The sequence below is a fragment of the Stenotrophomonas sp. STEN009 genome, from assembly GCF_056760395.1.
Genome location: NZ_JBRRES010000023.1, coordinates 49,069 through 73,638, shown reverse-complemented (window position 1 = coordinate 73,638; position 24,570 = coordinate 49,069). Strand labels below are relative to the sequence as shown.

At 65.1% G+C, this 24,570-nt stretch carries 22 protein-coding genes; 9 read left to right on the top strand and 13 right to left on the bottom strand.

The window, feature by feature from the left end; translation table 11 throughout:
- The 10 genes from ACVOMM_RS12220 to ACVOMM_RS12175 all read right to left on the bottom strand — a co-directional run.
- Positions 1 to 210 (bottom strand): hypothetical protein (locus ACVOMM_RS12220; RefSeq protein ID WP_346475967.1); only part of this gene is annotated, 210 nt, incomplete at its 3' end.
- Between the two features lie 121 nt (positions 211 to 331).
- A complete protein-coding gene (locus tag ACVOMM_RS12215; RefSeq protein WP_053520392.1) occupies positions 332 to 682 on the bottom strand; it encodes a hypothetical protein in 351 nt (116 codons plus the stop codon).
- Between the two features lie 22 nt (positions 683 to 704).
- The gene (tssH, locus tag ACVOMM_RS12210) at positions 705 to 3,458 is read right to left on the bottom strand and encodes a type VI secretion system ATPase TssH (RefSeq protein ID WP_481526302.1); all 2,754 of its coding nucleotides are present in this window, start codon (positions 3,456 to 3,458) and stop codon (positions 705 to 707) included.
- Between the two features lie 66 nt (positions 3,459 to 3,524).
- Positions 3,525 to 4,616, bottom strand: a complete 1,092-nt coding sequence (tssG, locus tag ACVOMM_RS12205; RefSeq protein WP_481526301.1) for a type VI secretion system baseplate subunit TssG — start codon at positions 4,614 to 4,616, stop codon at positions 3,525 to 3,527.
- The gene (tssF, locus tag ACVOMM_RS12200; protein WP_481526300.1) at positions 4,580 to 6,415 is read right to left on the bottom strand and encodes a type VI secretion system baseplate subunit TssF; all 1,836 of its coding nucleotides are present in this window, start codon (positions 6,413 to 6,415) and stop codon (positions 4,580 to 4,582) included. Before tssF ends, tssG begins: the two co-directional genes overlap by 37 nt.
- Complete coding sequence (tssE, locus tag ACVOMM_RS12195; protein WP_057496761.1) at positions 6,415 to 6,903, bottom strand: type VI secretion system baseplate subunit TssE; 489 nt, start codon at positions 6,901 to 6,903, stop codon at positions 6,415 to 6,417. Before tssE ends, tssF begins: the two co-directional genes overlap by 1 nt.
- Before the next feature lie 126 nt (positions 6,904 to 7,029).
- Positions 7,030 to 7,527: an Hcp family type VI secretion system effector gene (locus tag ACVOMM_RS12190; protein ID WP_006465355.1), complete on the bottom strand. Its 498-nt coding sequence runs from the start codon at positions 7,525 to 7,527 to the stop codon at positions 7,030 to 7,032.
- Positions 7,528 to 7,673: 146 nt separating this feature from the next.
- On the bottom strand, positions 7,674 to 9,164 hold the full coding sequence (gene tssC, locus ACVOMM_RS12185) for a type VI secretion system contractile sheath large subunit (protein ID WP_053517619.1): 1,491 nt from the start codon (positions 9,162 to 9,164) through the stop codon (positions 7,674 to 7,676).
- Between the two features lie 3 nt (positions 9,165 to 9,167).
- A complete protein-coding gene (gene tssB, locus ACVOMM_RS12180; RefSeq protein ID WP_053517620.1) occupies positions 9,168 to 9,668 on the bottom strand; it encodes a type VI secretion system contractile sheath small subunit in 501 nt (166 codons plus the stop codon).
- 30 nt (positions 9,669 to 9,698) lie between these two features.
- Positions 9,699 to 10,319, bottom strand: coding sequence for a tetratricopeptide repeat protein (locus ACVOMM_RS12175; protein ID WP_180877009.1), 621 nt, complete (start codon positions 10,317 to 10,319; stop codon positions 9,699 to 9,701).
- A gap of 238 nt (positions 10,320 to 10,557) precedes the next feature.
- Between ACVOMM_RS12175 and tssJ the strand changes: the two genes are divergently transcribed.
- The 9 genes from tssJ to ACVOMM_RS12130 all read left to right on the top strand — a co-directional run bounded on the left by tssJ (position 10,558) and on the right by ACVOMM_RS12130 (position 20,619).
- A complete protein-coding gene (gene tssJ, locus ACVOMM_RS12170; RefSeq protein ID WP_053517622.1) occupies positions 10,558 to 11,181 on the top strand; it encodes a type VI secretion system lipoprotein TssJ in 624 nt (207 codons plus the stop codon).
- Positions 11,182 to 11,396: 215 nt separating this feature from the next.
- Positions 11,397 to 12,731 carry a type VI secretion system baseplate subunit TssK gene (tssK, locus tag ACVOMM_RS12165; RefSeq protein ID WP_053517623.1) on the top strand — a complete coding sequence of 445 codons (1,335 nt, stop codon included), beginning with the start codon at positions 11,397 to 11,399 and terminating at the stop codon, positions 12,729 to 12,731.
- Positions 12,731 to 13,522 (top strand): type IVB secretion system protein IcmH/DotU, encoded by a 792-nt coding sequence (gene icmH, locus ACVOMM_RS12160; protein WP_065175286.1) that lies wholly within the window; start codon positions 12,731 to 12,733, stop codon positions 13,520 to 13,522. The genes tssK and icmH overlap by 1 nt, the downstream gene beginning before the upstream one ends.
- Before the next feature lie 10 nt (positions 13,523 to 13,532).
- On the top strand, positions 13,533 to 16,400 hold the full coding sequence (locus ACVOMM_RS12155; RefSeq protein ID WP_481526299.1) for a type VI secretion system Vgr family protein: 2,868 nt from the start codon (positions 13,533 to 13,535) through the stop codon (positions 16,398 to 16,400).
- On the top strand, positions 16,397 to 16,909 hold the full coding sequence (locus ACVOMM_RS12150) for a hypothetical protein (protein ID WP_053517625.1): 513 nt from the start codon (positions 16,397 to 16,399) through the stop codon (positions 16,907 to 16,909). Before ACVOMM_RS12155 ends, ACVOMM_RS12150 begins: the two co-directional genes overlap by 4 nt.
- A gap of 11 nt (positions 16,910 to 16,920) precedes the next feature.
- Positions 16,921 to 18,804, top strand: coding sequence for a TIGR02594 family protein (locus ACVOMM_RS12145; RefSeq protein WP_065182755.1), 1,884 nt, complete (start codon positions 16,921 to 16,923; stop codon positions 18,802 to 18,804).
- A 133-nt stretch (positions 18,805 to 18,937) separates the two neighbouring features.
- Positions 18,938 to 19,522, top strand: coding sequence for a M949_RS01915 family surface polysaccharide biosynthesis protein (locus ACVOMM_RS12140; RefSeq protein WP_197571770.1), 585 nt, complete (start codon positions 18,938 to 18,940; stop codon positions 19,520 to 19,522).
- Positions 19,519 to 20,088, top strand: a complete 570-nt coding sequence (locus ACVOMM_RS12135) for a hypothetical protein (RefSeq protein ID WP_481526298.1) — start codon at positions 19,519 to 19,521, stop codon at positions 20,086 to 20,088. Before ACVOMM_RS12140 ends, ACVOMM_RS12135 begins: the two co-directional genes overlap by 4 nt.
- A gap of 225 nt (positions 20,089 to 20,313) precedes the next feature.
- Positions 20,314 to 20,619 carry an I78 family peptidase inhibitor gene (locus ACVOMM_RS12130; protein WP_053517630.1) on the top strand — a complete coding sequence of 102 codons (306 nt, stop codon included), beginning with the start codon at positions 20,314 to 20,316 and terminating at the stop codon, positions 20,617 to 20,619.
- Between the two features lie 117 nt (positions 20,620 to 20,736).
- Here ACVOMM_RS12130 and ACVOMM_RS12125 read toward each other — a convergent pair whose 3' ends face one another.
- The 3 genes from ACVOMM_RS12125 to lldD all read right to left on the bottom strand — a co-directional run bounded on the left by ACVOMM_RS12125 (position 20,737) and on the right by lldD (position 24,569).
- Positions 20,737 to 21,621, bottom strand: a complete 885-nt coding sequence (locus tag ACVOMM_RS12125) for a hypothetical protein (protein WP_253120189.1) — start codon at positions 21,619 to 21,621, stop codon at positions 20,737 to 20,739.
- A 111-nt stretch (positions 21,622 to 21,732) separates the two neighbouring features.
- Entirely contained in the window at positions 21,733 to 23,433 is a 1,701-nt protein-coding gene (gene dld, locus ACVOMM_RS12120) for a D-lactate dehydrogenase (RefSeq protein WP_481526297.1), read from the bottom strand.
- On the bottom strand, positions 23,430 to 24,569 hold the full coding sequence (gene lldD, locus ACVOMM_RS12115; RefSeq protein ID WP_340045116.1) for an FMN-dependent L-lactate dehydrogenase LldD: 1,140 nt from the start codon (positions 24,567 to 24,569) through the stop codon (positions 23,430 to 23,432). The genes dld and lldD overlap by 4 nt, the downstream gene beginning before the upstream one ends.
- Position 24,570: the final 1 nt, after the last annotated feature.

Below are 24,570 nucleotides of genomic sequence, written 5' to 3'. Positions count from 1 at the left end.
GCCCTGCCCGATCAGCGGGCCCAGCGGCAGGCCCGCATCCAGCGACAGCGCCGTGATCGTCCACTGGAAACCGATGCCGTCGATCTGTTCGACGCCATCCAGCGTTTCGGCCACCAGCACGTCGCTCCCCAGCGAGGTGTGCAGCCGCAGGAAGCGCTGTGCATGCGATGGGCCGGCCAGCGCTGCCCGCAGGTTGTTTACCAGGTCCATGGTGATTCCCCGACTTCCCGTGCTTCAAGGTGGTCTGCATGCGGCGTGCGCATCGGCTTCCTCCGGTTCCCGCTTCCGCGTGGCCTGCGCCCCTGTGCGGGGCGACAAGCTCACACGATCATCAGGCGGCCTGGACGATTTCTTCCAGCTGCAGGCGGACGCCTTCGCTGATCTTCAGGCGGTAATCGCGTCCACCGGCCGTGATCTGCAGTTCGCGCACGTTGCTCACCAGCTGCGGCTTGCCCACGACCGGGGCATCCATGTGGATGCGCCAGGAACCGCGGCTGATCTGCGCGGCCACGTTGCGGGCATCCTGGCGGGCAGCGGGCACCGCGGTCTCCAGCAGCTCGATCACATGTTCGGGGCGCAGCCGGTTCCAGGCACGCACACGGTCCAGCTCACGGCCAAGGCCGAGTTCCAGGCTGTCACAGTGGTTGAGAGCCGCTTCGCGGTCGAATCCATAGAATTCCATTGCCTTCTCCATTTGCTCAGTGTCAAGACACTTTGTATTTGAAGTCACCCTTCTTGCCGGCGGTGACCTTGATGGCGTTGATCCGGTTCCCCTCGGCCATCGCCGCCAGCACGCTCTCGGCGATTTCCGGCAGCAAGGTTCCATTGAGGATGTGGTCAACGTTGCGGGCACCTGAGTCCACTTCGGTGCAACGCGCAAGCACGGCCTCCACCAGACTGTCGTCCCAGCTGAAGGTGGCCTTGTGGTTGGCAATGACGCGGTCGCGGATGCGACCGAGCTTGAGCGTGATGATCCGCGCAAGCACGTCATCGTTGATCGGGTAGTACGGTACGACCTTGAGGCGGCCGAGGAAGGCCGGCTTGAAGCTGCGCATCAGCACCGGGCGCAGCGCGTCGGCGAGCGCGTCGGCCGCCGGAATCTCCTCGGCCGGCTTGTTCAGGCAGGCCTGCATGATCTGCGAGGAGCCGATGTTGGAGGTCAGGATGATGAGGGTATTGCGGAAGTCGATTTCGCGGCCTTCCGCATCATCCATCACGCCCTTGTCGAACACCTGGAAGAACATCTCCAGCACGTCGGGGTGGGCTTTCTCCACCTCGTCCAGCAGCACCACGCTGTAAGGGTTGCGGCGCACGGCCTCGGTCAGCACGCCGCCTTCGCCATAACCGACGTAGCCCGGCGGCGAGCCTTTCAGCCCGGACACGCTATGCGCTTCCTGGTATTCGCTCATGTTGATGGTGATCAGCTTGCGCTCACCACCATAGAGAATGTCAGCCAACGCCAGCGCGGTCTCGGTCTTGCCGACACCGGAGGGGCCGACGAACATGAAGACACCGCGTGGCTTGTTCGGGTCTTCCAGTTTGGCCGTGGCGGTGCGCACGCGCTGGGCGATCGCATCCAGCGCGTGGTCCTGTCCGATCACGCGCTCGACCAGCAGGTTTCCGAGCGTGCGCACGGTACGGATCTCGTCCTTGACCATGCGGCCCAGCGGCACGCCGGTCCATGCCGACACGATCTCCGCGACCACGGTTCCGTCGACCTGCAGCGGTACCATCGGCGTCTCGCCCTGCAACTCGCGCAGCTCGGCCTGCAGTCGCGACAGTTCAGCATGCTGCGGCGACAGTTCCGGCTTGGCCTTGCCGCGCTTGGCGGCCGGCTTGGCCACGGCGACGTCGCCCTCACCGTCATCGTTGGGCGCTTCGCCATCGGCCGCCTGGGCCTGGCCCTGCTCCATCTGCTGGCGCAGCGCGGCAATGCGGCCTGCCAGTTCGCGCTCGCGGGTGAGGCGCTCCTCATTGCTGGCCAGCACCGCCTGCGCTTCCGCCTGCTGGGCATGCAGCTCGTCCAGGCGCTCGCTGTGCTGTGCACTGCCCCCTGCGGTTTCGCGCTGCAGCGCGCTGATTTCCGCCTGCAGGCGATCCAGGTGCTTGCGGGTGTCTTCGATGATCGCAGGCGTGGCGCTCTGTCCAAGCGCGACCTTCGCGCAGGCGGTATCGAGCACGCTGACAGCCTTGTCCGGCAGCTGGCGGCCACTGATGTAACGGTGCGACAGACGCACGGCTTCGGTCACCGCTTCGTCCAGAACGCGGATGTTGAAGTGCGACTCCATCAACCCGACCATGCCGCGCAGCATCGCTACGGCCAGCACTTCACTGGGCTCTTCAACCTTGACCACCTGGAAGCGGCGGGCCAGCGCCGCGTCCTTCTCGAAGTACTTCTTGTACTCGCTCCAGGTGGTCGCCGCGATCGTGCGCAGCTCACCGCGGGCCAGCGCCGGCTTGAGCAGGTTCGCCGCATCGTTCTGGCCGGCGGTTCCACCGGCGCCGATCATCGTATGCGCTTCATCGATGAACAGGATGATCGGATGCGGGCTCTTCTTGACCTCGTCGATCACGTTCTTCAGGCGGTTCTCGAACTCGCCCTTGACGCTGGCGCCGGCCTGCAGCAGCCCCATGTCCAGCGTGTGCAGCTCGACACCCTGCAGCACCTCCGGCACATCCTTGTCGGCAATGCGCCGGGCGAGCCCTTCGACCACGGCGGTCTTGCCCACGCCGGCTTCGCCGGTGAGGATCGGGTTGTTCTGGCGGCGACGCATCAGGATGTCGATCACCTGGCGGATCTCGCCATCACGGCCGATCACCGGGTCGATCTTGCCCTCACGGGCGCGCTGGGTCAGGTTGGTGGTGAACTGGTCCAGGGCCGGCGTCTTGGACAACCCACCCTTGGCCTCGCCGGATACGGCTTCCTCGCCCTCACCGCCCTCTTCCTTCGCCGAGGCATCGGCGAAGCGGACGGTCTGCACCGCCTCCTGCGAGCCCTCGGTGAGCTTGGCGAAGTCGTGCTTGAGCTCTTCGCGCTTGAAACGCACGAACAGCTTCGAGCCACGGTAGGCCAACTGCGCCAGGTCCGGCTCGGTCAGCAGCGCCAGCAGCAGATGGCCGCTACGGATGCGGGTGGTTTCCGAGTCCAGCGAGGCGATCAGCCAGGCGTGCTCGAACAGCTTGGGAATGTGCTGGGAAAACACCGGCGTGCGGCCGTTGCCGGTCTTGAACTGACTGATCTCATCGTTGAGATCACGCTCCAGCGATTCCGGCAGGATGCCGCTGCGACGGGCAATCAACACGAAATCGCTCTGCGGCTGCTCGAGCAGGGCCAGGAACAGATGCTCCAGGTCCACCTCATAGTTGCCGCGCGCCATGCACAGGTTCGCGGCCCGCTCGGCCGCCTGGCGGCAGGTGTCGTCCAGCTTGCTGATCAGGGTCTTGAGGTTGATGCTCATGCGGAAACACGCACTCCTTGCTGGAACCGTTCGAGGACCGCAGGCACGGACGCCTGCGGCGGGTTGTCATTGCAGCGTGTGGATGCCATAGGTGGTGTCCTCACGCGATGTGGTCTGCGCCTGGGTGCACATGTAGCTGTCCCAGCCCAGCCGAGCGCCGCCGCCGCTGCCGAGGGCGCTGCCCTGCACATCCTCGGCGCGCAGCACCAGCCGCACTTCGTACTCGAGAACGCCGCCGGTCAACAACGACAACCACTTGGACAGGGCTTCGGCCGCACTGCCACCCGGCAGGAAGGCGTCGAACTGATCGCGCCGCAGCGGCCCGATGCGCAGTCGCATGCGCAGGTCTCGCTGCCAGACGCGATCGCCAGCCAGGGCACTCGCCCCCAGCACCGCATTGGCCTGGCCCAGCCGCGTTGCCTGACCGGCGGGCACCCGGTACCACGCGCCGACAAACTGCTCCAGGTGCAACGGCACCTGGAAATAGTCCGACAGGATGCGCTGCATCAGCACGGCCGATACGGGGCGCTGGCGCACGGCACCGGCGTAATAGGCAACGGCCTGATCGAAGATCTCGCCCTCGCCCTCGTGCAGGCGATCGCGCAGCTCGCTCATGCCCATGCCGAGCAGCGAGAGCACCAGCGGCAGGAAGCGCTCGCGGCGATCCAGTTCGTACTGCAGCGCCAGCCGATGCTTCTTCCACGCCGCGTAGTGCAGCGATACGGCGCGTGTGGAGAATATGTCCAGGAACGCGCGCGCGGTGCGGTCGCGCTGGTACAACTCGCGCAGCTGCAGGGTCTCGGTGTAATGCAGCGGCAATGCGCCAGCGGTGCCCAGCAGGCCCATGAACTGCGGAGTCAGGTGGACCTCGGCCAGTTCCTCGCCGTGCAGCGCCTGCTCGATGGCCTCGCGCCCCTCCAGCCGCTCGCCCTTCAGCGAGTAGACCTCACCCTCCGCGGACAACTCGGTGGCCGGGAAGCCCAGCGACAGCGAGTTGCGGAAGCGCACGCGCATCGGCACGGTCTGGCCGGGCTTGACGCCTTGCCGCTGGAACACCTGCTCAAGCAACCGCACCGCCTGGAAGAACTGGAAGCGGTGGGGCTCGGTGAGCAGCTGCTGGGCTACGCCAGGATCGATTCGCCGCTGCGCGCTGGGCATCGGACGATCTCCTCCCCGCTGTCGCCGGAAACCAGCACCAGACGGGTAAAGCTGTTGGCATGCACGTAAAGTGCGAAGAAGTGGTCCATCACCTGGGCAAAGGCGGCCACACCGGTACCCACGAAGTGGGCTTCATTGATCGTCAGGCGGATCTCCAGGCCACGCACCACCGAAGCGAACTGGCGACCATGCATCCAGGTGGTGGTCGGGGTCTGCTGCAGCTCAAGGATGCCGTCGATCTGGCGAGCGGAAACATTGCTGCCGGACAGGTCGTACAGGCGCAGCATCTCCTTCAGCGCTGGCAGGCCGCTGGCGGTCAGTGACAGCTGGTTCAACGACAGGTGCGAGATCAGGCGCCACTGCGCATTGCGGCCATGGCGGAAACGCAGCGGTTTGGTCGGCTTGCGCAGCAGGCTGATCGCCCTGGCCGGGCTGCCGCCCTCGATGTTCAGGTCACCACCGGCCACACCGAAGGCAAGCTGGTTGGGCAGATCGCGGTTGCTGCAGGTCAGCTCCAGGCTGACCGTGTCGGTCTGCGGAAGTACCGGATTGAATGACAGGTCGACGAAGCTGATCTCCGTCTCGAATCCGGGGCTCTGCCGTGCGACATCCTCATCACGACGTGCCACCCAGTACTGACCGGTCCGCTCCGGATCTTCACCGTGATGCAGCGAGTAGAACGGACGGAAGGCCTGGATCAGTTCGCCCTGCGGTGTCTGCCGGATGCGGTGCACCGAGTCGATCGAGTGCACCTCGTAGGCGAAGGCGCGACGCGCGTCGGCCAGCACCGAATAGTTGACCGTGCGATGGGTGACGCGGATCGGCTCGCCACTGGTCCTGAAAAGGTTGACGATGGGGGTGCAGCCCAGGCGCACGTTGTGCGTACCCAGTTCCTCCAGCACCATCGTGTTGCCCCGGTCCTGGCCCTGCGCATGCAGCACCAGGTGAAGCGTGAAACGACGGCTGGCGCCGGCGGTCACTGTGGGCAGGTGCAGATCGACGAATCCGAACTTCTCCGGATAGGCGAACAGCTCGGTCAGCAGCCGGTACGCCGGATGCGAGCGCGCCGGGAAGTCGATCAGCGCCTCATCCTCGGCGAAGCCCACCGGGCTCAGCGGGACCTTTTCCAGGCGTCGCCAGCGGCCATCGCCATCGGATTCGACATAGGCCGCCTTTACCCCGAGCATCAGCGCATCGCGCAGAGCGGCCCGCACCGACGGCTCGCCATCCAGGAACAGGCGAAGCTGATCGGTGCCCAGCTGGCCGAAGCCGAGCTGATCGGACAGCAACTGGAAGCCCAGCGAGATCTGGCCGCCGGTGCCCGCCGGCAGCGTCGTGGCCATCGGTGCATCGGCGACACTGCGGTAGACCACCTGCTGTACCCCGACCGGTGCCAGGACCACGTCGTAGGCGGTGCGGAAATCACACGGAACGCCACGCACGGGGCGGCTCTGCAGGGCGGTACCGCGGGGTACGCGCACCGGCGCGCTCAGTTTGGAGGCCACCCCTTCCATGTCGAAGTGGGCGATTGAGCACGACGGGAACGGGCGCAGGTAATGTGGATAGAGCACATCCAGCAGCGCGTCGGTGAACTCGGGATAGTCGTCCTCGATGCGCTTGGAAACGCGGGCACTGAGCAGCGCGAACGCTTCGATCAGCCGCTCGACATGCGGGTCCTGGCTGCCCTCCGCGGACAGTTGCAGGCGGCCGGCAATCTTCGGGTAACGCTCGGCGAACTCGCGTCCGTAACGACGGAGATAGGCCAGTTCGCGTTCGTAATAAGGAAGCAGGTCCTGCATCAGGCGGCCTGCGTGCGACGTGCGCGGGTGACCTGGTACTGCAGGGTCGAGGGCTGCAGCATCGCGTCGAAGCTGACCGGCTCGCGCGCCGGTTCCAGATCCAACAGCGCATGGATGGTGAAGTGCAGGCCGCCGGCAAACTGATTGCCGGCGTCCAGGTGCACATTGACGTTGCGGAGCCGGCGCTCGTGGCGCGCCACAGCCTGCTCCAGGGAGCGGCAGATGGCGGCGCGATCATAGGCGTTGGCCAGGCTCATCGCGGAGAAATCGGCCAGCCCGTAGGTCAGCAGCGACTGCCGGCAGTTGGGGAACTCCTTCATGTCGCCTTCCTGGAACGCGGCGCGCGAATTCAGCAGCCCTTCCAGGTCACGGGCAATGGATTCCTTGTACTGCTCCAGCGAGACGGACTTGAATACCGGCCCGGCGCCCGGCTGCTTGGGGGCGTCGTCGAACAGTTTTTCCAGCAGGCTGGGTTCGAGTCCCTTCATTGGTCGATCCACTCAGGTTCGGCATCCGTGCGGGCGGCAGCGGTGCGGCAGAGACAGGGCCGTTCCTGGCCCTGCCCGACGATCAGACTGCGATGGCGCACGAGGCGCCATCGCAGTGACACAACATCACACGGTGTAGTTCGGGATGTTCTTGGTTGCGCTCCACTGCGCCACGGTCTTGCCACCAACGCCGCCTTCCGGCTTCTGCTGCTGGTAAGTCCACTTGATGGCGCCGAAGCTCAGCTGAACAACTTCCTGCGGCATGCCTTCCTTGTCCACCGTCGTGGTGACGCGGTGGACCAGCACGTTCAGCAGCTCGACCGTGTAGTAATTGATCGCGTTGCCGTCCTTGTCGGCGCGCATGAACTGGATCTGCGCCTTCGGGAAGGTGGTGCCGTTGGAGGCGGCCTGGTTCAGGGCCGTGGAGGCGAGGTCGATCGACTTGGTGATTTCGATCGGGGACAGGTTCACGCGGGCAGCGGTGGTGCCGCCGGAGGTCGACGCGGTGGCCGAACGCGGCTGCAACAGGTCCTGCGAGAACGACTGGATTTCAATCCAGTCCTTGTGCTTGTCGTCGTGCGACTCGCCCTTGATGGTGTCAATCGAGAGGAAAGCGTGCTGCATATCTGGTCTCCTAAATTCCGTTCTTCCGTGAGATTTGATGTGCCAGGCGGGGGCCTGGCGGTTAAGGGGGGCTGCGCCCTCTTGAAATAAGCGTCACTGCAATCCGGGGAGCGGACTCCCCTGGACGCTTCAGTTACAGCAAACCGTTACGACTTTTTCGCGGACGCCGGCAGTTCGGCGACCAGACGCAACGAAACAGACAGCTCATCGAGCTGGAAATGCGGCCTGATGAAGGCCACCGCGCGGTAGACACCAGGCTTGCCCGGCACCTCCGAAACCTGCACAGATGCCTCGCGCAACGGGAACTGGGCCTTGGCTTCCTGCGATGCGTTGTCGTCCAGCAGCACGTACTGGGCGATCCACCGGTTCAGGAATTCCTCGACGTTGCCCGCCGATGCGAAGCTGCCGATCTTCTCGCGCATCATCGCCTTGAGGTAATGGGCAATGCGCGACACCGCGAAAATGTACTGCAGCTGGGCAGACAGGATCGCGTTGGCGTTGGCCGAATCGGTGTTGTACTTCTTCGGCTTCTGTGCCGACTGTGCGCCGAAGAACGCGGCGTAGTCGGTATTCTTGCAGTGCACCAGCGGCATGAAGCCGAGGTCACTGAGTTCCTTTTCACGACGGTCGGTGATGGCCACTTCCGTCGGGCACTTCAGCGCGACTTCGCCATCATCGGTGCGGAAGGTATGGGTCGGCAGGTCCTCGACCAGGCCGCCACCTTCCACGCCACGGATTGCCGCGCACCAGCCGAAGTTCTCGAAGGCCTGGGTCAGGCGCGCACCCATCGCATAGGCGGTGTTGCACCACAGGAACTTGCTGTGGTCGGCCGCTTCGATCTCCTCGACGAAGTTGAAGCCTTCGACGGTGGTGCCATCCTTCGGGTTGTACGGCAGACGGCCGAGGAAGCGCGGCATGGTCAGACCGACATAGCGGCTGTCCTCACTCTCGCGGAACGACTTCCACTTCGCGTACTCGACCGTGTCGAACACCTTGGCCAGGTCGCGCGGCTTGCCCAGATCGGTGAAGGTTTCCAGGCCGAACATGCCTTCACTCGCTGCCGAAATGAACGGCGCGTGCGCGGCGGCAGCCACGTGCGACATCTGCTCGATGAAGTACATGTCCTCCGGCTGGCGGCCGAGGAAGTAGTCGCCGATCAGTGCGCCGAACGGCGCGCCACCGAAGGTGCCGAACTCTTCTTCGTAGACCTTCTTGAACAGCGCGCTCTGGTCGAAGTCGATGGCCGACTTGAAATCCTTGACCAGATCCTTCTGCGGCGAATTGAAGACCTTGATCTTCATGTTCGGGCCGGTGGAGGTCTGCTGGCACAGGTAATGCAGGCCTCGCCAGCTGCCTTCCAGCTTCTGGAACGGTTCGGCATGCATGACGGCGCTGAGCTGCTCGGAGATGATCCGGTCGATCTCGGCGATGCGCGCATCGAGGGTGAGGTTGAGGTTGTCGGAGACGACCACGGTGCCGTCCAGGACTTCCTTCGCCAGCGCGGCGATGATGTCCTTGGCGCGGTCATGCTCGGTCTTCGACTTGGCGACCTTGCTCTTCTCGACGATCTGGTCGAGCAGGCCGACGTCTTCGGCAACGGCGGCCTGCGTGGCCAACGGGCTGGCTTCGGCTGACATCGGTCAGTCCTCCTTGGTCACGCCGAGCTTCTTCAGCTGCTCGGTGTTGTTGAGCACATCGGTCAGCAGGTCTTCCAGCTTCTCGTTGCCGGCCAGCTTGTTGCGCAGGTCGGCGAGCTTGGTGCGCGACTCGAGCAGGCGCCGCAACGGCTCGATCTGCTGGACCACCGCCTCGGGACGGAAGTCATCGATGGAGTTGAACTTCAGCTCGACGCCGAATTCGCCGCCTTCGTCGCTGATCTTGTTCGGCACGCGATAGACCGCACGCGGGGCGATGCCTTCCATCACTTCGTCGAAGTTGTCCATGTCGACGCTGACGAACTTGCGATCCTTGACCTTGGGCAGCGGCTGCTCCGGGTTGCCGCTGAAATCGCCCATCACGCCGACCACGAACGGCAGTTCCTTCTGCTCGATCGCGTCACCCTTCTCGACATCGTAGGTGAGCTGGACGCGCGGCGGGCGGATCTTCTGCAGCCGCTTCTGGATGCTTTCCTTCTTGGCCATGTGTGTCTCCTGACTGGGGCCGGGTCCGGATCAGTTGCCGATGTTCTGGAACGGATCGGAGTTGTTCGAGCGGGCAGCGGGCTTGGCCGGCTGTGCAGCGGGCTGCGCGGCAGCGGCGGGCGCGGCGGCACGGCCGGCACGGGCGCGGCTGCGCGGCTTCGGCTTGGGCGCCGGATCGAGAATGGCATCACCCATGGTGTTGCGCAGGGTGGTAGCCAGGGTCTGCGCTTCCTTGCGGGCAGTATCGGAAGCCAGCGCGCCGCGCCCCTGCAGGCGGGTCAGCGACTGGTTGGCAATGCGGAAACCGGCCACCGTGATCACGCCATCGGCGACCAGATCGCTGGGATCGCGCTGCAGCACTTCCTCGGCAGCCACAATGGCGCGGGCATACTGGCCCTGGTCGAACTGCAGCTGAGCGATGCGCACCCACGGCTCCTTGCGCGTCGGATCGGCCTTCGCCGCTTCCTCGAATGCGCTGATGGCGGCATCCGCGCCACCGGTGGTGACCTGTGCTTCGGCATTGCTCAGCGTCGTTTCGAACGGCACGACCTCGGCCTTCTTCGGTGCCGATGAGCAGGCCGCCAGACCCGACAGCAACATCAGCGCGAACATCGGCCGGTAGACAGCCTTCCCCATTGCCTTCACTTCCATAGTGATCCCTCGTCGAAATTAGTTCCTAAAGGAAGCCGAATCGCCGCCGATACACCGCACGGGATTCCTGCCCCTGTCGGCGGCAGTGTACATTCGCGAATACGCATCGGTATAGTGAATTTCGTCAAGAATGTGGCGGTTTTGATAGACACATTCTTCACATTCCAATGTGATATCCGCGAGCGAAATCCGTTGCATACGTGACTTTCACCCCGCCCTTCGAGCCCGCCGACTCCAGATGAATGCGCAACTCTCCTCATTTCGCCGCGTGATATCCGTCACGATTTTCTCCTTCATTGTTTCGGGTTCCCTTGCCGGTTGCGCCAGCGACAGCAAGCTCGGGAAAGCGATGGACAAGACGCTGCAGGCCGTCGGCATCCGCGAGGAAAAGCCGAAAGCGCCACCGACCGTCCCATTGCGCCTGTATGCCGGCACCAACCTCAATGCCGGCAACGACAAGCGGGCGAGCGCGGCGGTGGTCAAGGTCTACCACCTGCGCAGCCTGCAACGGTTCGAACAGGCGCCCTTCAACGCATTCCTGGACCAGGCCGGAGAGCAGGCCGCCCTCGGTGCCGACCTGCTGTCGGTCAATGAGGTGGTGCTGACCCCCGGGGCCCGGCAGGAATTGTCCGAGCAGCTGAGTGAAGGAAGTGCAGTGCTGGGCGTGGTCGCCCTGTTCCGCGCCCCCGCCGAGAACCGCTGGCGGCTCGCGTTCGACACCAAGGGCAAGACCCTGCCGCAGGACGGTGTGACCATCGGTGTCCACGCCTGTGCCCTGACCAGCGACAGCAAGGCCCTGCTCACACGACTTTCCGGCGATCCGGGCAGTCTTGCCTCGATCCGCTGTGCAGGCGCGAAATAGGACCGCGTCGGAATTCTGGCACTCAAATTGCCGCAATGCGATAGTATCTTCCGCGCAACGTTTGCCCCGCCGCAATCAATGTGCGATGTGATTCACACTTTCACATTGCAAGGCAGGGCCTTCGCCGCAGCGGAACGCGAGGACGGCGGAACCGGCCCCCAAGGGGCAACCTTTCAAGGTATTTCCAAGGATTGAATGTGGCTTATGTAAGCAGGATGTCGAAGGTTCTCTGGGGTGAAGGGCTGTTCCTGCGGCCCCAGCATTTCCAGCGCCAGGACGCGTATCACGAGGCACGGCTGCAGGATCTTTCGCAGACGCTGCACCCGTACGCGTGGGGCGCGCGCCGCGTGCGTTTCGACCCCCATGCCTTGTCCGGCGGCACGTTGAGGCCGCTCGATCTGTCGGCGGTGTTTCCCGATGGCGAAACCTACGATGCCCCCGCCCACGACAGCCTGCCGGACGCGGTGTCGCTGCAGGATCTGCCGCCTGGCGTGCAGTCCACGGTGATCTACCTGGCACTTCCGCTGCTGCGAGATGACGGTGCCAACTGCACCGATGCGGAAGGCACGGTGCTTGCGCGCTATCGGCAGGCCAACCGCGATACGCAGGACCTGTTCACCGATGCGGTGGAGGCCGAACTGGCCTACCTGAGCAAGGCGGTGAAGCTGCTTACCGACGACCAGCCCCGTGATGCCTATGCGACCGTGCCGGTGGCGCGTGTGCGCCGCACCTCCAGCGGCGGCTTCGAGCTGGACGATGAGTTCATCCCGCCCTGCGCGCAGCTGCAGGCCTCGCCGTTCCTGCATCGTGAACTGCGTGCGGTGCTCGATGCGCTGCAGGCCAAGGTCGATGCGCTGTACGGGCTGCATCGGCAGACGTCGCAGAACATCATCGAATTCCGCTCGGGCGACATCGCGTCGTTCTGGCTGCTGCATACGATCAACAGTTCCTTCAGCGCGCTGGCCCATCTGCTGCATCATCCGCAGCTGCATCCCGAGCGCCTGCACCAGGAACTGCTGCGCATGGCGGGCGCGCTGCTGACCTTCTCCAACGCCTACCAACTGGGCGACCTGCCGGTGTACCGTCACGACCAGCCGGAAGCTTCGTTCCGCAAGCTGCTGGAGATCGTGCGGGCACTGCTGGATACGGTGATCTCCACGCGCTACTTCAAGATCGCGCTGAACGAGGTCAAGCCGTCCTACCACCTCGGTCGGCTGGACTCGCAGCGGATCGACGGAAATGCCTCGTTCTACCTGTCCGTCTCCGCCTCGCTGCCGGCGCAGGAGCTGATCCAGAGCGTCCCGGTGCGCTTCAAGGTCGGCGCGCCGGACGACGTCGAGAAGTGCGTGCTGTCCGCACTGCCAGGCGTGAAGCTTACCCACGCCGCGCAGGTGCCGGCAGCGATCCCGGTGCGCCCGGGCAGCCATTACTTCGAATTCGATTCGCGCGGCGCGCTGTATGAGCGCATGCTCAAGGCGCAGTCGGTGATGATCTATGTGCCGGCCGGCATTGCCGAGCTGAAGATGGAACTTGTGGCGGTGACCTCATGATGAATTCCCCCCTGCCCCCGACCCCGGGCCCGATGCCGTCGCTGACCGCCAATGGCGCGATGGTCAATCCGACGCCGCAGGCGGCCAATCCGCAGAGCCTGCAGGACCTGATGTCCGACGGCTTCTACCTGCTGCTTCTGCTCAAGCGTGGCCAGCTGCCGCACGACGCAGAGGGCTTCGTGCAGACGGTGCAGAAGTTCCTCGATGGCGTCGAACGCAACGCGATGCGGCTTGGCGTGGCGTCCGAAGATGTCTACGCCGCCAAATACGCGTTCTGCGCCGCGGTGGATGAGGCGATCCTGTCGCAGCCGTCGCCGCTGCACGAAACCTGGGAGCGCAATCCGCTGCAGTTGCGCCTGTTCGGCGAGCACCTCGCCGGCGAGCACTTCTTCGACCGGTTGGAAGAACTGCGCCGCCAGGGCGCGGCGCGCCTGCCGTCGCTGGAGGTCTATCACTACTGCCTGCTGATGGGCTTCGAGGGCAAGTACCGTATCGAAGGCACCGAGAAGCTGGGCTATCTGACCGCGCGCCTGGGTGACGAGATCGTCTACCTGAAGGGCAAGCGCCACGGCTTCGCCCCGCACGCGCTGCCGCCCGACAACGTGCGCCATGGCCTGCGCCGGGTCGTGCCGCTGTGGCTGCCGGCCGTGGTTGTCGGCTGCTTCGGCATCGTCGCGTTCTTCGGCATGCGCGCCTACCTCGGACACGAAACCCGTCAGCAGCTGGCCGCCTACAACGACGTGGTGCAGATGCCTGAGCGCACCGCCCACATTACGATCACCCTCCCATGAGCCTGACGATATGGACATCTCGCGCTCCACGCTGCTTGCTTCCCTCGCCTCGCTGTCGCATCGGGATCGCCTGATCCAGCTCAAGGGCCCCGACGAGGGCCTTGTGGTCGAGCGGTTTGAAGGCACCGAATCGGTGTGCGGTGACAACCGCCTGCAGATCGACTGCCTGGCCACCGATGCGTTCCTGGAACTGGAACCGTGGCTGGAGCAGCCGCTGACCCTGCAGCTGCGCCAGGCCGATGGCGCGCTGCGGCAGTGGCACGGGCTGTGCACCGAGGCGGCGCAGCTGGGAAGCGACGGCGGGCTGGCCCGCTACCGGCTCACCCTCGAACCCTGGACCGCCCTGCTGCGCCTTCGCCGCAACGCAGTGATTTTCCAGGACCAGGACACCCGCGCGATCTGCGAGCAGATCTTCGCCGACTACCCGCAGGCCGCCTTCCGCTTCGACGTGCAGGCCCAGTTGCCGGCCCGCGCGATCACCACCCAGTACCGCGAAACCGACTGGGCCTTCGTCACCCGCCTGCTGTCCGAGGCTGGCCTGGCCTGGCGCATCGAGCAGGCGCAGGAGGGCGATGCCGCCCACACCCTGGTGGTGTTCGAGCCCGGCGCCGAACTGCCCGATGTGGGCCACGTGCGTTTCCATCGCGCCGACATGGCCGAGAGCAGCGATGGCATCACTGCCTTCGCCGAACGCCAGCAGCTGGTGCCCAACGCCAGTACCGTCGCCAGCTGGCACAGCGAACAGGTCAACGCCGTGGCGGCGCAGTCCAGTGCCGATGCCGGCACCCTGCCCGCGCTGGAGGTCTATGTGCAGCCGCGTGCTGGTCGCTTCGCCCAGCCCGCCTGGGCCGACGCCGAAGCGCAGGCGCGGCTGGACGCACTGCGCGTTGGCCAGGTGCTGTACAGCGGCAGCGGCAGCGAGCGCCAGCTGGCCGCAGGCAGCACCTTCAGCCTGGCCCAGCATCCGCAGCATGAGGGCCAGTGCTTCCAGCTGCTGGCCGTGCAGCATGTCGCCGTCAACAATCTGGACCAGGGCATCGCCGAGCTGCTCGGCAGTACCGATCTGGAGCGCGGCGCCTACCGCAACGCCTTCCTCGCCACCGGCGCCGGAGTGCCGCTGCGCGCCCTGCCGCAGGACCGCCCCACCCTGCATGGCCCGCAGACCGCACGCGTGGTGGGTGTGGCCAATGCGGCCGTCAGCCCGAACCGCGAACACCAGGTGCGCATCCAGTTCGGCTGGCAGCGCGGCAGCCAGCCCAATCCGGGCGGTCTGACCGACACCGGCAGCGCCCAGACCGGCCATGCGCCCGGCGACCACACCAGCGGCAGCTGGGTGTCGGTGGCCGAATGGGTGGCCGGCCCGAACTGGGGCACGGCCTTCCTGCCGCGCATCGGCAGCGAAGTGCTGGTGGAATTCCTGCACGGTGACATCGACCAGCCGCGCGTCACCGGCCAGCTCTACAACGGTGAGGTCGCCCCACCCTTCGGCGGCGGCATCGATGAGAACGCGCGCCATCCCGGCGTACTCAGCGGCCTGCACACCCAGGCCCATGATGGCAGCGGCACCCAGCAATGGGTGATCGATGACACGCCGGGCCAGCTGCGTACGCGCCTGCACAGCTCGCTGGCCGACAGCCGGCTGGAGCTGGGCTACCTGATCGCGCACCAGAACACCGCCCGCGGCGCCCTGCGCGGCGAGGGCTTCGAGCTGGCCACGCAGGGCTGGGGCAACGTGCATGCGGCCGAAGGCCTGCTGCTGTCCGCCAGCGCGCAGGAGCGGGCCGCTTCCACGGTCATGGACAACGCCAGCGTGGTGGCGCAGCTCAAGGGCGCCGAGCGCAGCCTGGAGCAGATGCAGCAGACCCTGGCCCAGCAGCAGGTGCCCGGACTGGCCGAGTTCGAGCGCACAAAGCAGCTGCGCGAGCAGATCGATCCGCAGGCACAGGGACGCTACGAAGGCGAGGTCAACGGACAAAGCGCGATGAAGCCGGGCGGCGATGGCCGCAGCCCGGGTGACCAGCCGGTGGAGCGTCTGGCCAAGCCGCTGCTGCTGGCCGAAGCACCGCACCACATTGCCTGGACCACGCCAGCCAGCGCGGTGGCCTACGCCGGGCAGAACCTGCAGATGACGGTGCAGCAGGATCTGCACATCAGCGCAGGCGAGACCATTGCCACGGTGTCCGGCGAGCACGTCTCACTGTTCGCGCAGAGCGGCCCGCTGCGGGTGATCGCCGCCCAGGGCCCGGTCAGCCTGCAGGCCAACGATGGCGAACTGGAGCTGCTGAGCGACCAGGCACTGACCATCACCGCCACCGATGACCGCATCGACGTGCTGGCGCAGAGCAAAGTGGTGCTGCAGGCCGGCAGCAGCGCGATTACCCTGGAGGGCGGCAACATCACGTTCAGCTGCCCGGGCGAGTTCAAGGTGAAGGCGGGCGAGCATCCGTTCATGGGGGGGGGAAGTGATGCGCCGTCCATGCCGGTACTTCCCAGTGGGCTGTACTCGTTCAAGGAAAGCCTGCGCTTCGCGCTGGAAGGCGCCGATGTACTGGCCACGGAAATGGGGTGGAAGGACAAGGCCTACCGCATCTTCAACAACGAAGGCGAACAGGTCGCCAGCGGAACCATCGGTGAGGACGGTCGGTTGCCCCGCTTGATGGCCGATGGCTTGGGTCGGCCGCTGACCTTGGAGGTGGGCGATGACACCTGGGAAATGTTGGTGTCGGCGCCGGGCCGCCCACCCGAGAATGACGGCGACACGCCCGACAGCGACGGCAACGACCCCTTCCTCGGGAACCTGGACGCGGCCGATGCGACCGGCGCCCTGACGTCCGAACAGATCCTGGAACTGCTCAACGAACCCCCGTCATCAACATGATCATCCGACACTTCCTGCTGCTGCTCGCATTGTGCATGGGCCCCTCCGCCAATGCGCAGCAGTACTCGACTGGCAGCACTGACATCAAGACCGCTCAAGGTACGTTGCGCGTGAATTCCGGGTATGTCAGTCATTCCAATGCCCACAGTTTCCATGTTTACAGCTTCCAGTACCGTCCGATTGCCAACGAAGCCGTGTGGAACCAGCTTCCGCTGCTCCCACGCAACGATGCGCCGCCGGTGGATTTCCTCGTAAAGGCGACGGCCACGGCTGACTTCCCGCTCCGCGATGCGCGTGTGCGGGTCGAGGCGGGCAAGGTGGTCCTCTACATCGCTGAGTTGTCCTTCAAGGACACGCCATACGACGACGACGCTGCCGTCGAGCTGAAACGCTACCTTCTCAAGCAGCAGCCCGACGAGGAGCGCTGGGTACTGGTGCTCGATTCCACCCGCCGTCTGCCCCAGGGCGTTGATGTCGCACAGGCCCTGAGCACGCTGACGCCCCGATAGGACGACACGGAATGCCTACCTACATCAGCGCGGTTTTCAACAAGGATACGCGCACTGTGGAGTTCACCGCCGACAACGGTGACAAGCTCATCCGCAGTGGCGGCTCGCTGGCTTGGCTGCTCAACAACCCCGGCAACCTGCGTCCAGGCGGAAAGTACGCCAAGATGATCGGCCAGGCCGATACGAAGAGCGGCAAGTTCGCCATTTTTCCTACGGCCGAGGATGGCCGCGCCGAGAAGCGCGCACTGCTGCGCCGCAAGTACAACGATATGACGTTGTACAACGCCATGCATACCTATGCACCGGAATCGGAAAACGACACAGCGGCCTATCTGGCATACGTGCGCAAGCGATCTGGTGCCACCGACCAGACGGTCATCAAGGACATGACCGATGAGCAGTTCAACGGCATGATCGCTGCGATGGAGCAATATGAGGGCTTCAATGCAAAGCCTGAGACACGCAAGGAACGGATCGTGCACGCCACGCAGGTCACCTTGTCTGACGGCGCCCGACCGATGCCGGCAACGCCCGTGATCGTGCGTAGCAGCAATACGGGCGAGAAGAAGGTCACCACCAATGAGCACGGGGCGCTGCCGACATTCATCACCCGCCAGCCAGGAGAAGTGATAGAGCTCTTCCTTGAGGAATCAGGCAAGATTGGAAGCCGAATCGGCCAGTTTGCGCTTCAGCAGGCCTCAGCGTCCCTGGTATTTGCGCGCAACATGATGACGGTCGGCGGGAATTCGCAACCACACACTCCAACGCAGCCCAGCAAGGAGAAGCGCACACCGCTGCGCTACGTGGTGCAGCCAGGCGACACTCTCGCCTCGATCGCCAGCAGGTTCAAGACCTCAGTTGACGATCTGGTGAGCAACAACCATATCCGCAACCGCAACCGCATCTATCCCGGTCATGTGGTTTGGATCTACGGAAAGGCGCCGGCTGACGCAGCCAACGACGGCGCCCCGGCAACTCCAACAAGGTCACGTCAAGCCAGCTACAGCGTTCGCTCCGGCGACACGCTGAGCCGAATTGCAGACCGCCATCACACCAGCGTCGATGCGCTGATGGCCGCCAATCCGTCGATCAGCAATGCCAATCGAATCAACCCTGGCCAGAAAATCACGCTGCCTGTTGGGGTCGAAGCCGTGCCCCCGTCAGCGGCCGGGTCTTCCCGGCGAGCGGGCAACAGCGGGAATCCGCAAACGTCTGATCGGCCCTCGCTGGTGAAGCCTCCGCCGGAAACACCTGCTGCTGCTGTGCGGCCGCCGGCGTCAGTACAGGCACGGGATACCCGAAGTCGCGAGGGCGAAGGCCACCCAATCGCAATCATTCCGTTTTCGCAGAAGCGCGCACCTTGGGTGGAGCACGCCTATGCACAGGCGCGCAAATGGGCGGGCAAGAAAGAGGCTGAGATCAGCCGCACCATCAACTTCCATTCCGAACTCGGCTACGGGAAGCAGTTCACTACGCTGGCCGGAAGCTCCAACGCTTGGTGCGCATCGTTCGTGAACTGGTGCCTTCGCACGGCCGGATACGCTATATCATCTCCACACCCGTACCGTGCGCGTTCGTTCGCCGCCGACACCACGCGCTTCAGCCAGATCGACGAACCGGTGTTCGGCGCGGTCGCCCTGGTCGGTACGTCGCACGTAGGGTTCGTCTACGCCATGGACCGCGGTCGACCTGTGTTGCTGGGTGGCAACCAGAGCGACCAGATCAATTTTGTCCGCTTCAACCCTGCAACGCTGCGTTACTACGTGCCGAAAAGCTATCTGCCATTCGCGCAGAAGGAACTCAAGGAAACCAAACTCGATGAACTGGCAGCCACGGACCTCAACGCGGCGCTCGGCATTGTCGTGGCCAAAAAGGCTGGCGACAATACGCGCTGATCAGCTGCGACTTGCCGTGCTGGCCGTGCTTGCACTCGGTGCAGTCGGCTGCGGTGCGCCGTCCTCACCGGTTGCAGATGCAGCAGACGATGCCGCAACGAATGCACACGCACTTCCCGGGCAGGTTGAGGCCGTGCCCGCTGGTCGACTGGAGCTGTTGCCCGCCCTGGCAGATGCGGAACTGAAAGACCTCTACTCGGGCACGCTGCTGAAGCAAGTGGTGTTCAATGACATCGACGGGCCGGGCCTGCTGCTGCTTTCGCGCAGCGAGCAGACAGTGCCGGCGCAGGGCGATGAAGAGGCGATGGATCAGATCACGTTGCGTGCGGAGCTGTTCCGGCGCGCCGGACAAGCGGCTCCTTGGGCCTCGCGGTGGAGCGTGGAAGATCCGGTTCAATGCGAAGGTCTGGATCTGGAGGCCGGCTACTTCCTGGACCAGGTGACTGCAACGGACCTGGACAAGGATGGCCGCGCCGAGTTGACGCTGGCCAGCCACAGCTTCTGCGGTGGCGGCGTCGATCCGCAGCAGCTGCGCATTGGCCTTCGCCAGGGCGAGCAGTATTACGAAGTACGTGGTGAATCGCTGGTGGAGGTGGAAGGCGATGAACCCTTCGGCGGCGACCGGCAGGACGATCCTGCGCTGGCTTCGGCTGCGCCCGTGCTGCGCGCCCACATAGACAAGGTGTGGGAGGCGATCAAGCGCGGAAGTTCACCGTGACGTCGTCACGATGCCAGCGCCTGCATCAGGCTCTCCTGCTGCTGGCGCTCTCCGCTGCCGCGGACGTCGCCATCGCGCGCACTCCGCCGTCCGGCTCGCTGCAACGCGCGTGTGCAAGCGCCATCGATGGCAGGATCGAACTGGTACCGGTGGAGGGGAAGCGCGTCAGTGCATGTCCACCGGGGAATGACGAGGACTGCCCATACAGCGGTCAGCAGGGAAAGACCTTCTTGAACGACACGCCCGATCTCAACAACGACGGGCGCGAGGACGCGATCCTCACCTACTTCGGCAGCAGCTACGGCGATGTCGATATCGCCGATAAACTGATCCTTGCCCAGTGTGCGGATGGAACGTATATCCGTCTGTTGGAGGGCAGGTTCACGACATTGACGGCCCCTGTCGCGCCGCATGCTGCCTGGCCAGCACTGGACGCGACACGGGACTGCCCGACTGGGCAGAATGACACCATCCGTACCGGGAAGATCCAGCTGCAGTTCGACCCGGCGACGATGCGCTATCGCGGTCCAGCCGGCATTGACCTGATCCAGGCCTGCAGTGAATAGCGACAGATGCGACGCGAAACCGATAGGCCGAATGCCAGGATAATGCTGGGTTGACTCGCAACGTGCAGACGCGCTCCATGCGCTCCGCAGGCGTGAAGGGTCACGGCCAGGACGCGCCAACCTCGTCAGTGCCAGTGCTCCCGAGCCCCCTCCTTTGATCCAACGCATGCCGTCGCCACGGGCAGGGTGCTATGGTGGCGCCAACATCTCGCAGGAGCGCCGCTCATGACCCGTTTCCGTTCCGTCGGCCTTGCACTGGCCGCAGTCGCCACGCCGATGCTGCTCGCCGCCTGTGTGAGTACGCCCGGGCCGGAGGTGAAGGGCACCGGCCGCTGCGACGCCAGCCAGCTTGGCTGGGCAATCGGCCAGCCGGGCAATGAGGAGAACATGCGTCGTCTGTCGCGTGAGAGCGGCGCCGGTTTGGTCAACCCGATCGGCCCGACCACGATTACCACCAAGGATATCCGTCCGGATCGCCTGCGCGTCTACATGGACAAGGACAACATCATCACCGCAGCCCGCTGCGAGTAATCACCGCCGCGGGCTTCTGTAGAGCCGAGCCCACGATCGGCTGCCACTGAACAGCAGCCGAGCATGGGCTCGGCTCTACACAGAACGCGTGTCGGGCATGGGCCAGCGTGACAGGGCTCAGGGTTCGGTATAGCCCGCACAATCCGGCAGTGGCTGGTCGGGGTGAAAACGGCCCTCACTGAAACGGAAAAGACGCGAATAGCTGCACGCGGGATCCTGCTCGGTGCGCAGGTCCTTCGTCTTCAACGGCCCCTTCGCCAGCGAATCCCCGAAACGCGATGCACCTGCGGGGAAGCGGGTCGCCACCGTCTGGTAACGAAGCACCGGCATGCCCTGCACTGCCGGATCCAGCCCCAGCTTTGCCGAGAATCCATACTCATCGTGGCAGGCACCGGCACGCTGCCTGATGTCCTGCTCGCTGAAGCAGGCACGGATCATCGCGTTGCCCACCCACGGCACGGTCAGCACATCATCGTCCACCTGGACGCCATCCTGCAGGTGGCGCACGCGTGCCAGCTGCAGCGTCGATGCGTCTGCACCACCGCCGGAGTACATCATGCTGAAGGTGACCGTGGCGCCTACCAGTACGTTCTGGCGGGCACGCGGCTGCGGGTCAATCACGTCCTCATCCGCGCCGACACCGGGTGCCAGGCGTACGATCCACGGCCACAGCTTCAGTTCGCTTTCCTGCGGCACGTCAATGCGGACGTGGTAGCTATTTGGCTTGCCCTGGCCCGGCACCTTCTCAAGCACTTCCAGCACGGTGGGCCGCTTCCCCTCTTCGGCCACCGGTTGCACGCGTACACACCAGTTGCCGTCCTGGGTGCACTCATAAAGTCCTGCCGGGCCTGCCTCCGGGGTGATCAGCACGTGCCCCAGCGGCTCCATCACATTGCCGGCGGCATCGCGCTGCTGTGGCAGGATCGAGCCCTGCGCCAACACCAGGATCGGGGCGGCCAGCAGTGCAGCACAAACGGTCGTGCGGACAACGATGGGGGGCATGGGCGGCTCCTGCGGCTGGAATTCCGATGGTAACCGTTGCCCGGGTAGAGTCGAGCCATGCTCGACTGCTGCCTGCCGGGAAGTGCAGCCGAGCACGGGCTCGGCTCTACATCATCCGCAGTCGCAGCCACCCCAGCCCTTGGCCTTCGAAGTCTGCCCGATGCCCGGGTTGAAGGTGTTGCTCGGGTCCAACTGTCGGTAGAACCCAGCCAGCGCCGGCTTGGCCGGGTACAGGTGGCCAACGTTGTGCTCGGCCGGATACTCGGCCCCGCGCCGGTCGAGCAGTGCCCACATCGCGTGCTCGATCGCCATCGGATCTTCGCCCTTGCGTGCGATGTAGTCCTGGTGGAACACGTGGCACAGGAAGTGGCCGTAGTACAGTTTGTGCAGCAGGCGACTTTCGATGGCGGCGGGCAGCTGCTCGAACCAGTCTGCGTCGTCGCGACGCAATGCGATGTCGAGCGCGACGATGTCCTGCACCTGTTGGCGATGCACCTCGCGATAGCGCACGGCAGCACCGGCCACGGCAAAACGATGCAGGAAGGCCTTGCGCCCTTCTTCGGCCGTGCAGTGGAAATAGCCGCCTTCGTGCTCGGCGAAGAATTGCTGCAACCAGGCCTCGGTCTCGGCTGCATCCTGTGCGGAGACCTTCAGCAGCAGATGATGCTCGTAACGCTGCCGGAACTCGCCCATGCGCTGGGGCAGGTGCGAGGGCAACAGGCCGGTCAGCACCTGCATTACCCGGTCGGTCACGCCGCGCAGGCCCAGCCGCTCGAACCAGCCGTCAACCCTGCTCTTCAGTGCGAATGCCGCGGGCACCCGTGCGGTCCCGAGCCGGTCGATCAGCAGGAATGTGTCCTTTCCATAGCGCTCGCCGATATCGTAGGCGTCTCGGTGGATGTACTCACCGGCAATCGGCAGGCAATCGAAGCCGGTCAGCAGTTGGCGGCGGATGGCGGTGAAACTCCCGGTACGGTTACTGCCGATGTAGAAGACCTCGGCGGGCTCCTTCTCAAACGTATCCAGGCGCACCGCGAACACCGCCAGTTTGCCGGCTGAACCCGCCGCTTCGTAGTGACGACTGGGATCGGCATTGAAGCGCGCCGGTGTATCGGCATCGACCCTGCGCACCTCGTCGGCGTAGCGCGGGTCGGACGCGGAACGGCCGTCGCCGTCGCTGACATCGGCGGCATCGTAGTCACCGGCCTGCAAGCGCTGCAGGATCTGCTCGGGCGTATCGCCCAGCGCGATGCCCAGGTGGTTGACCAGCTGCAACCGGCCCTGCGCATCGACCTGCGCATATAGCGCCAGCTCGGTATAAGCGGGGCCACGCCGCACCAGCGCACCGCCGGAGTTGTTGCAGATGCCGCCCAGCACCGAAGCGCCGATGCAGGACGAGCCGATCACCGAATGCGGCTCGCGCCCCAGCGGCGCCAGCGTCTGCTCCAGCCGGTCCAGGGTGGCGCCCGGCAGACACACCACCTGGCGGCCTTCGTTCAACAACTGGATGCCGGTCAGGCGCAGGGTGCTGACCAGCACGACCGGGCGCCCATAATCATTGCCATCCGGGGTCGAGCCGCCGGTCAGGCCGGTATTGGCGGCCTGCAGGATGATGGCTGCCCCACCCTGCACCGCCGCCTGCAGCACACGCCACAATTCCAGCAACGTGCCCGGACGCACCACGGCCAGCACCGCGCCGTCGCCGAAGCGATAGCCCCGGCGGAAGCGGCGGGTCGCCTTGTCGCGGGTCAGCACATGGCGGCTGCCGACAGCAGCACGCAGCTGCGACAGCATGGCCCCGTGGCCAATCATGGCAGCCGCACCAGTGAATCTCGGCCGATGTCGGTAATGCGGTGTGCGCCGGTCAGCGTCATTGCCACGCGCATCTCCCTGGCGATCAGGTCCAGCAGGTTGGCCACGCCGGCCTCACCCTGCGCCGCGAGCGCATAGACGAAGGCCCGCCCCAGCAGCACGGTGTCAGCGCCCAGCGCCAGCATGCGCACCACGTCCAGTCCGGTGCGGATGCCGGAATCGGCGAGGATCTTCAGGTCGCCCTGTACCGCGTCAGCGATGGCCGGCAGCGCGCGTGCGGTGGACAGCACACCATCGAGCTGGCGCCCCCCGTGATTGGAGACCACGATGCCGTCGGCACCGAATGCAACCGCGTCGCGTGCGTCTTCCGGGTCGAGGATGCCCTTGATCACCATCGGTCCCTTCCAGAACTCGCGGATCCACTCCAGGTCCTTCCACGAAATGGATGGATCGAAGTTGCTGCCCAGCCAGCCGATATAGTCCTCCAGCCCGGTGGGGTTGCCGCGATAGGTGGAGATGTTGCCGAGATCGTGCGGACGTCCGAACAGACCCACGTCCCAGGCCCAGCGCGGATGGGTGATGGCCTGGCCGATGCGGCGCAGCGGAGCATTCGGACCGCTCATGCCGGAGTGCGCGTCTCGATAGCGCGCACCCGGTACCGGCATGTCCACGGTGAACACCAGCGTCGTAACGCCCGCCGCCTGGGCGCGCTCCAGGGCGTTGCGCATGAAGCCGCGATCGCGCAGCACGTACAGCTGGAACCACATCGACCGCTGGATCGCCGGGGCCACTTCCTCGATCGGGCACACCGACACGGTGGACAGGGTGAACGGAATGCCGCGGCTGTCAGCTGCCCGCGCCGCCTGCACTTCACCGCGGCGTGCATACATGCCGGTGAGGCCGACCGGCGCCAGTGCCACCGGCATCGCCAGCGTCTGGCCGAACAGCTCGGTCTCCAGGCTCAGGTCGGACATGTTGCGCAGGACGCGCTGGCGCAGTGCGATGTCGGACAGATCCGAAACGTTGCGCTTCAGCGTGTGCTCGGCATAGGCGCCGCCATCGATGTAGTGGAACAGGAACGGCGGCAGCCGGCGTTTGGCTGCGGCGCGGTAATCGGTGGAGGCGGAGATGATCATC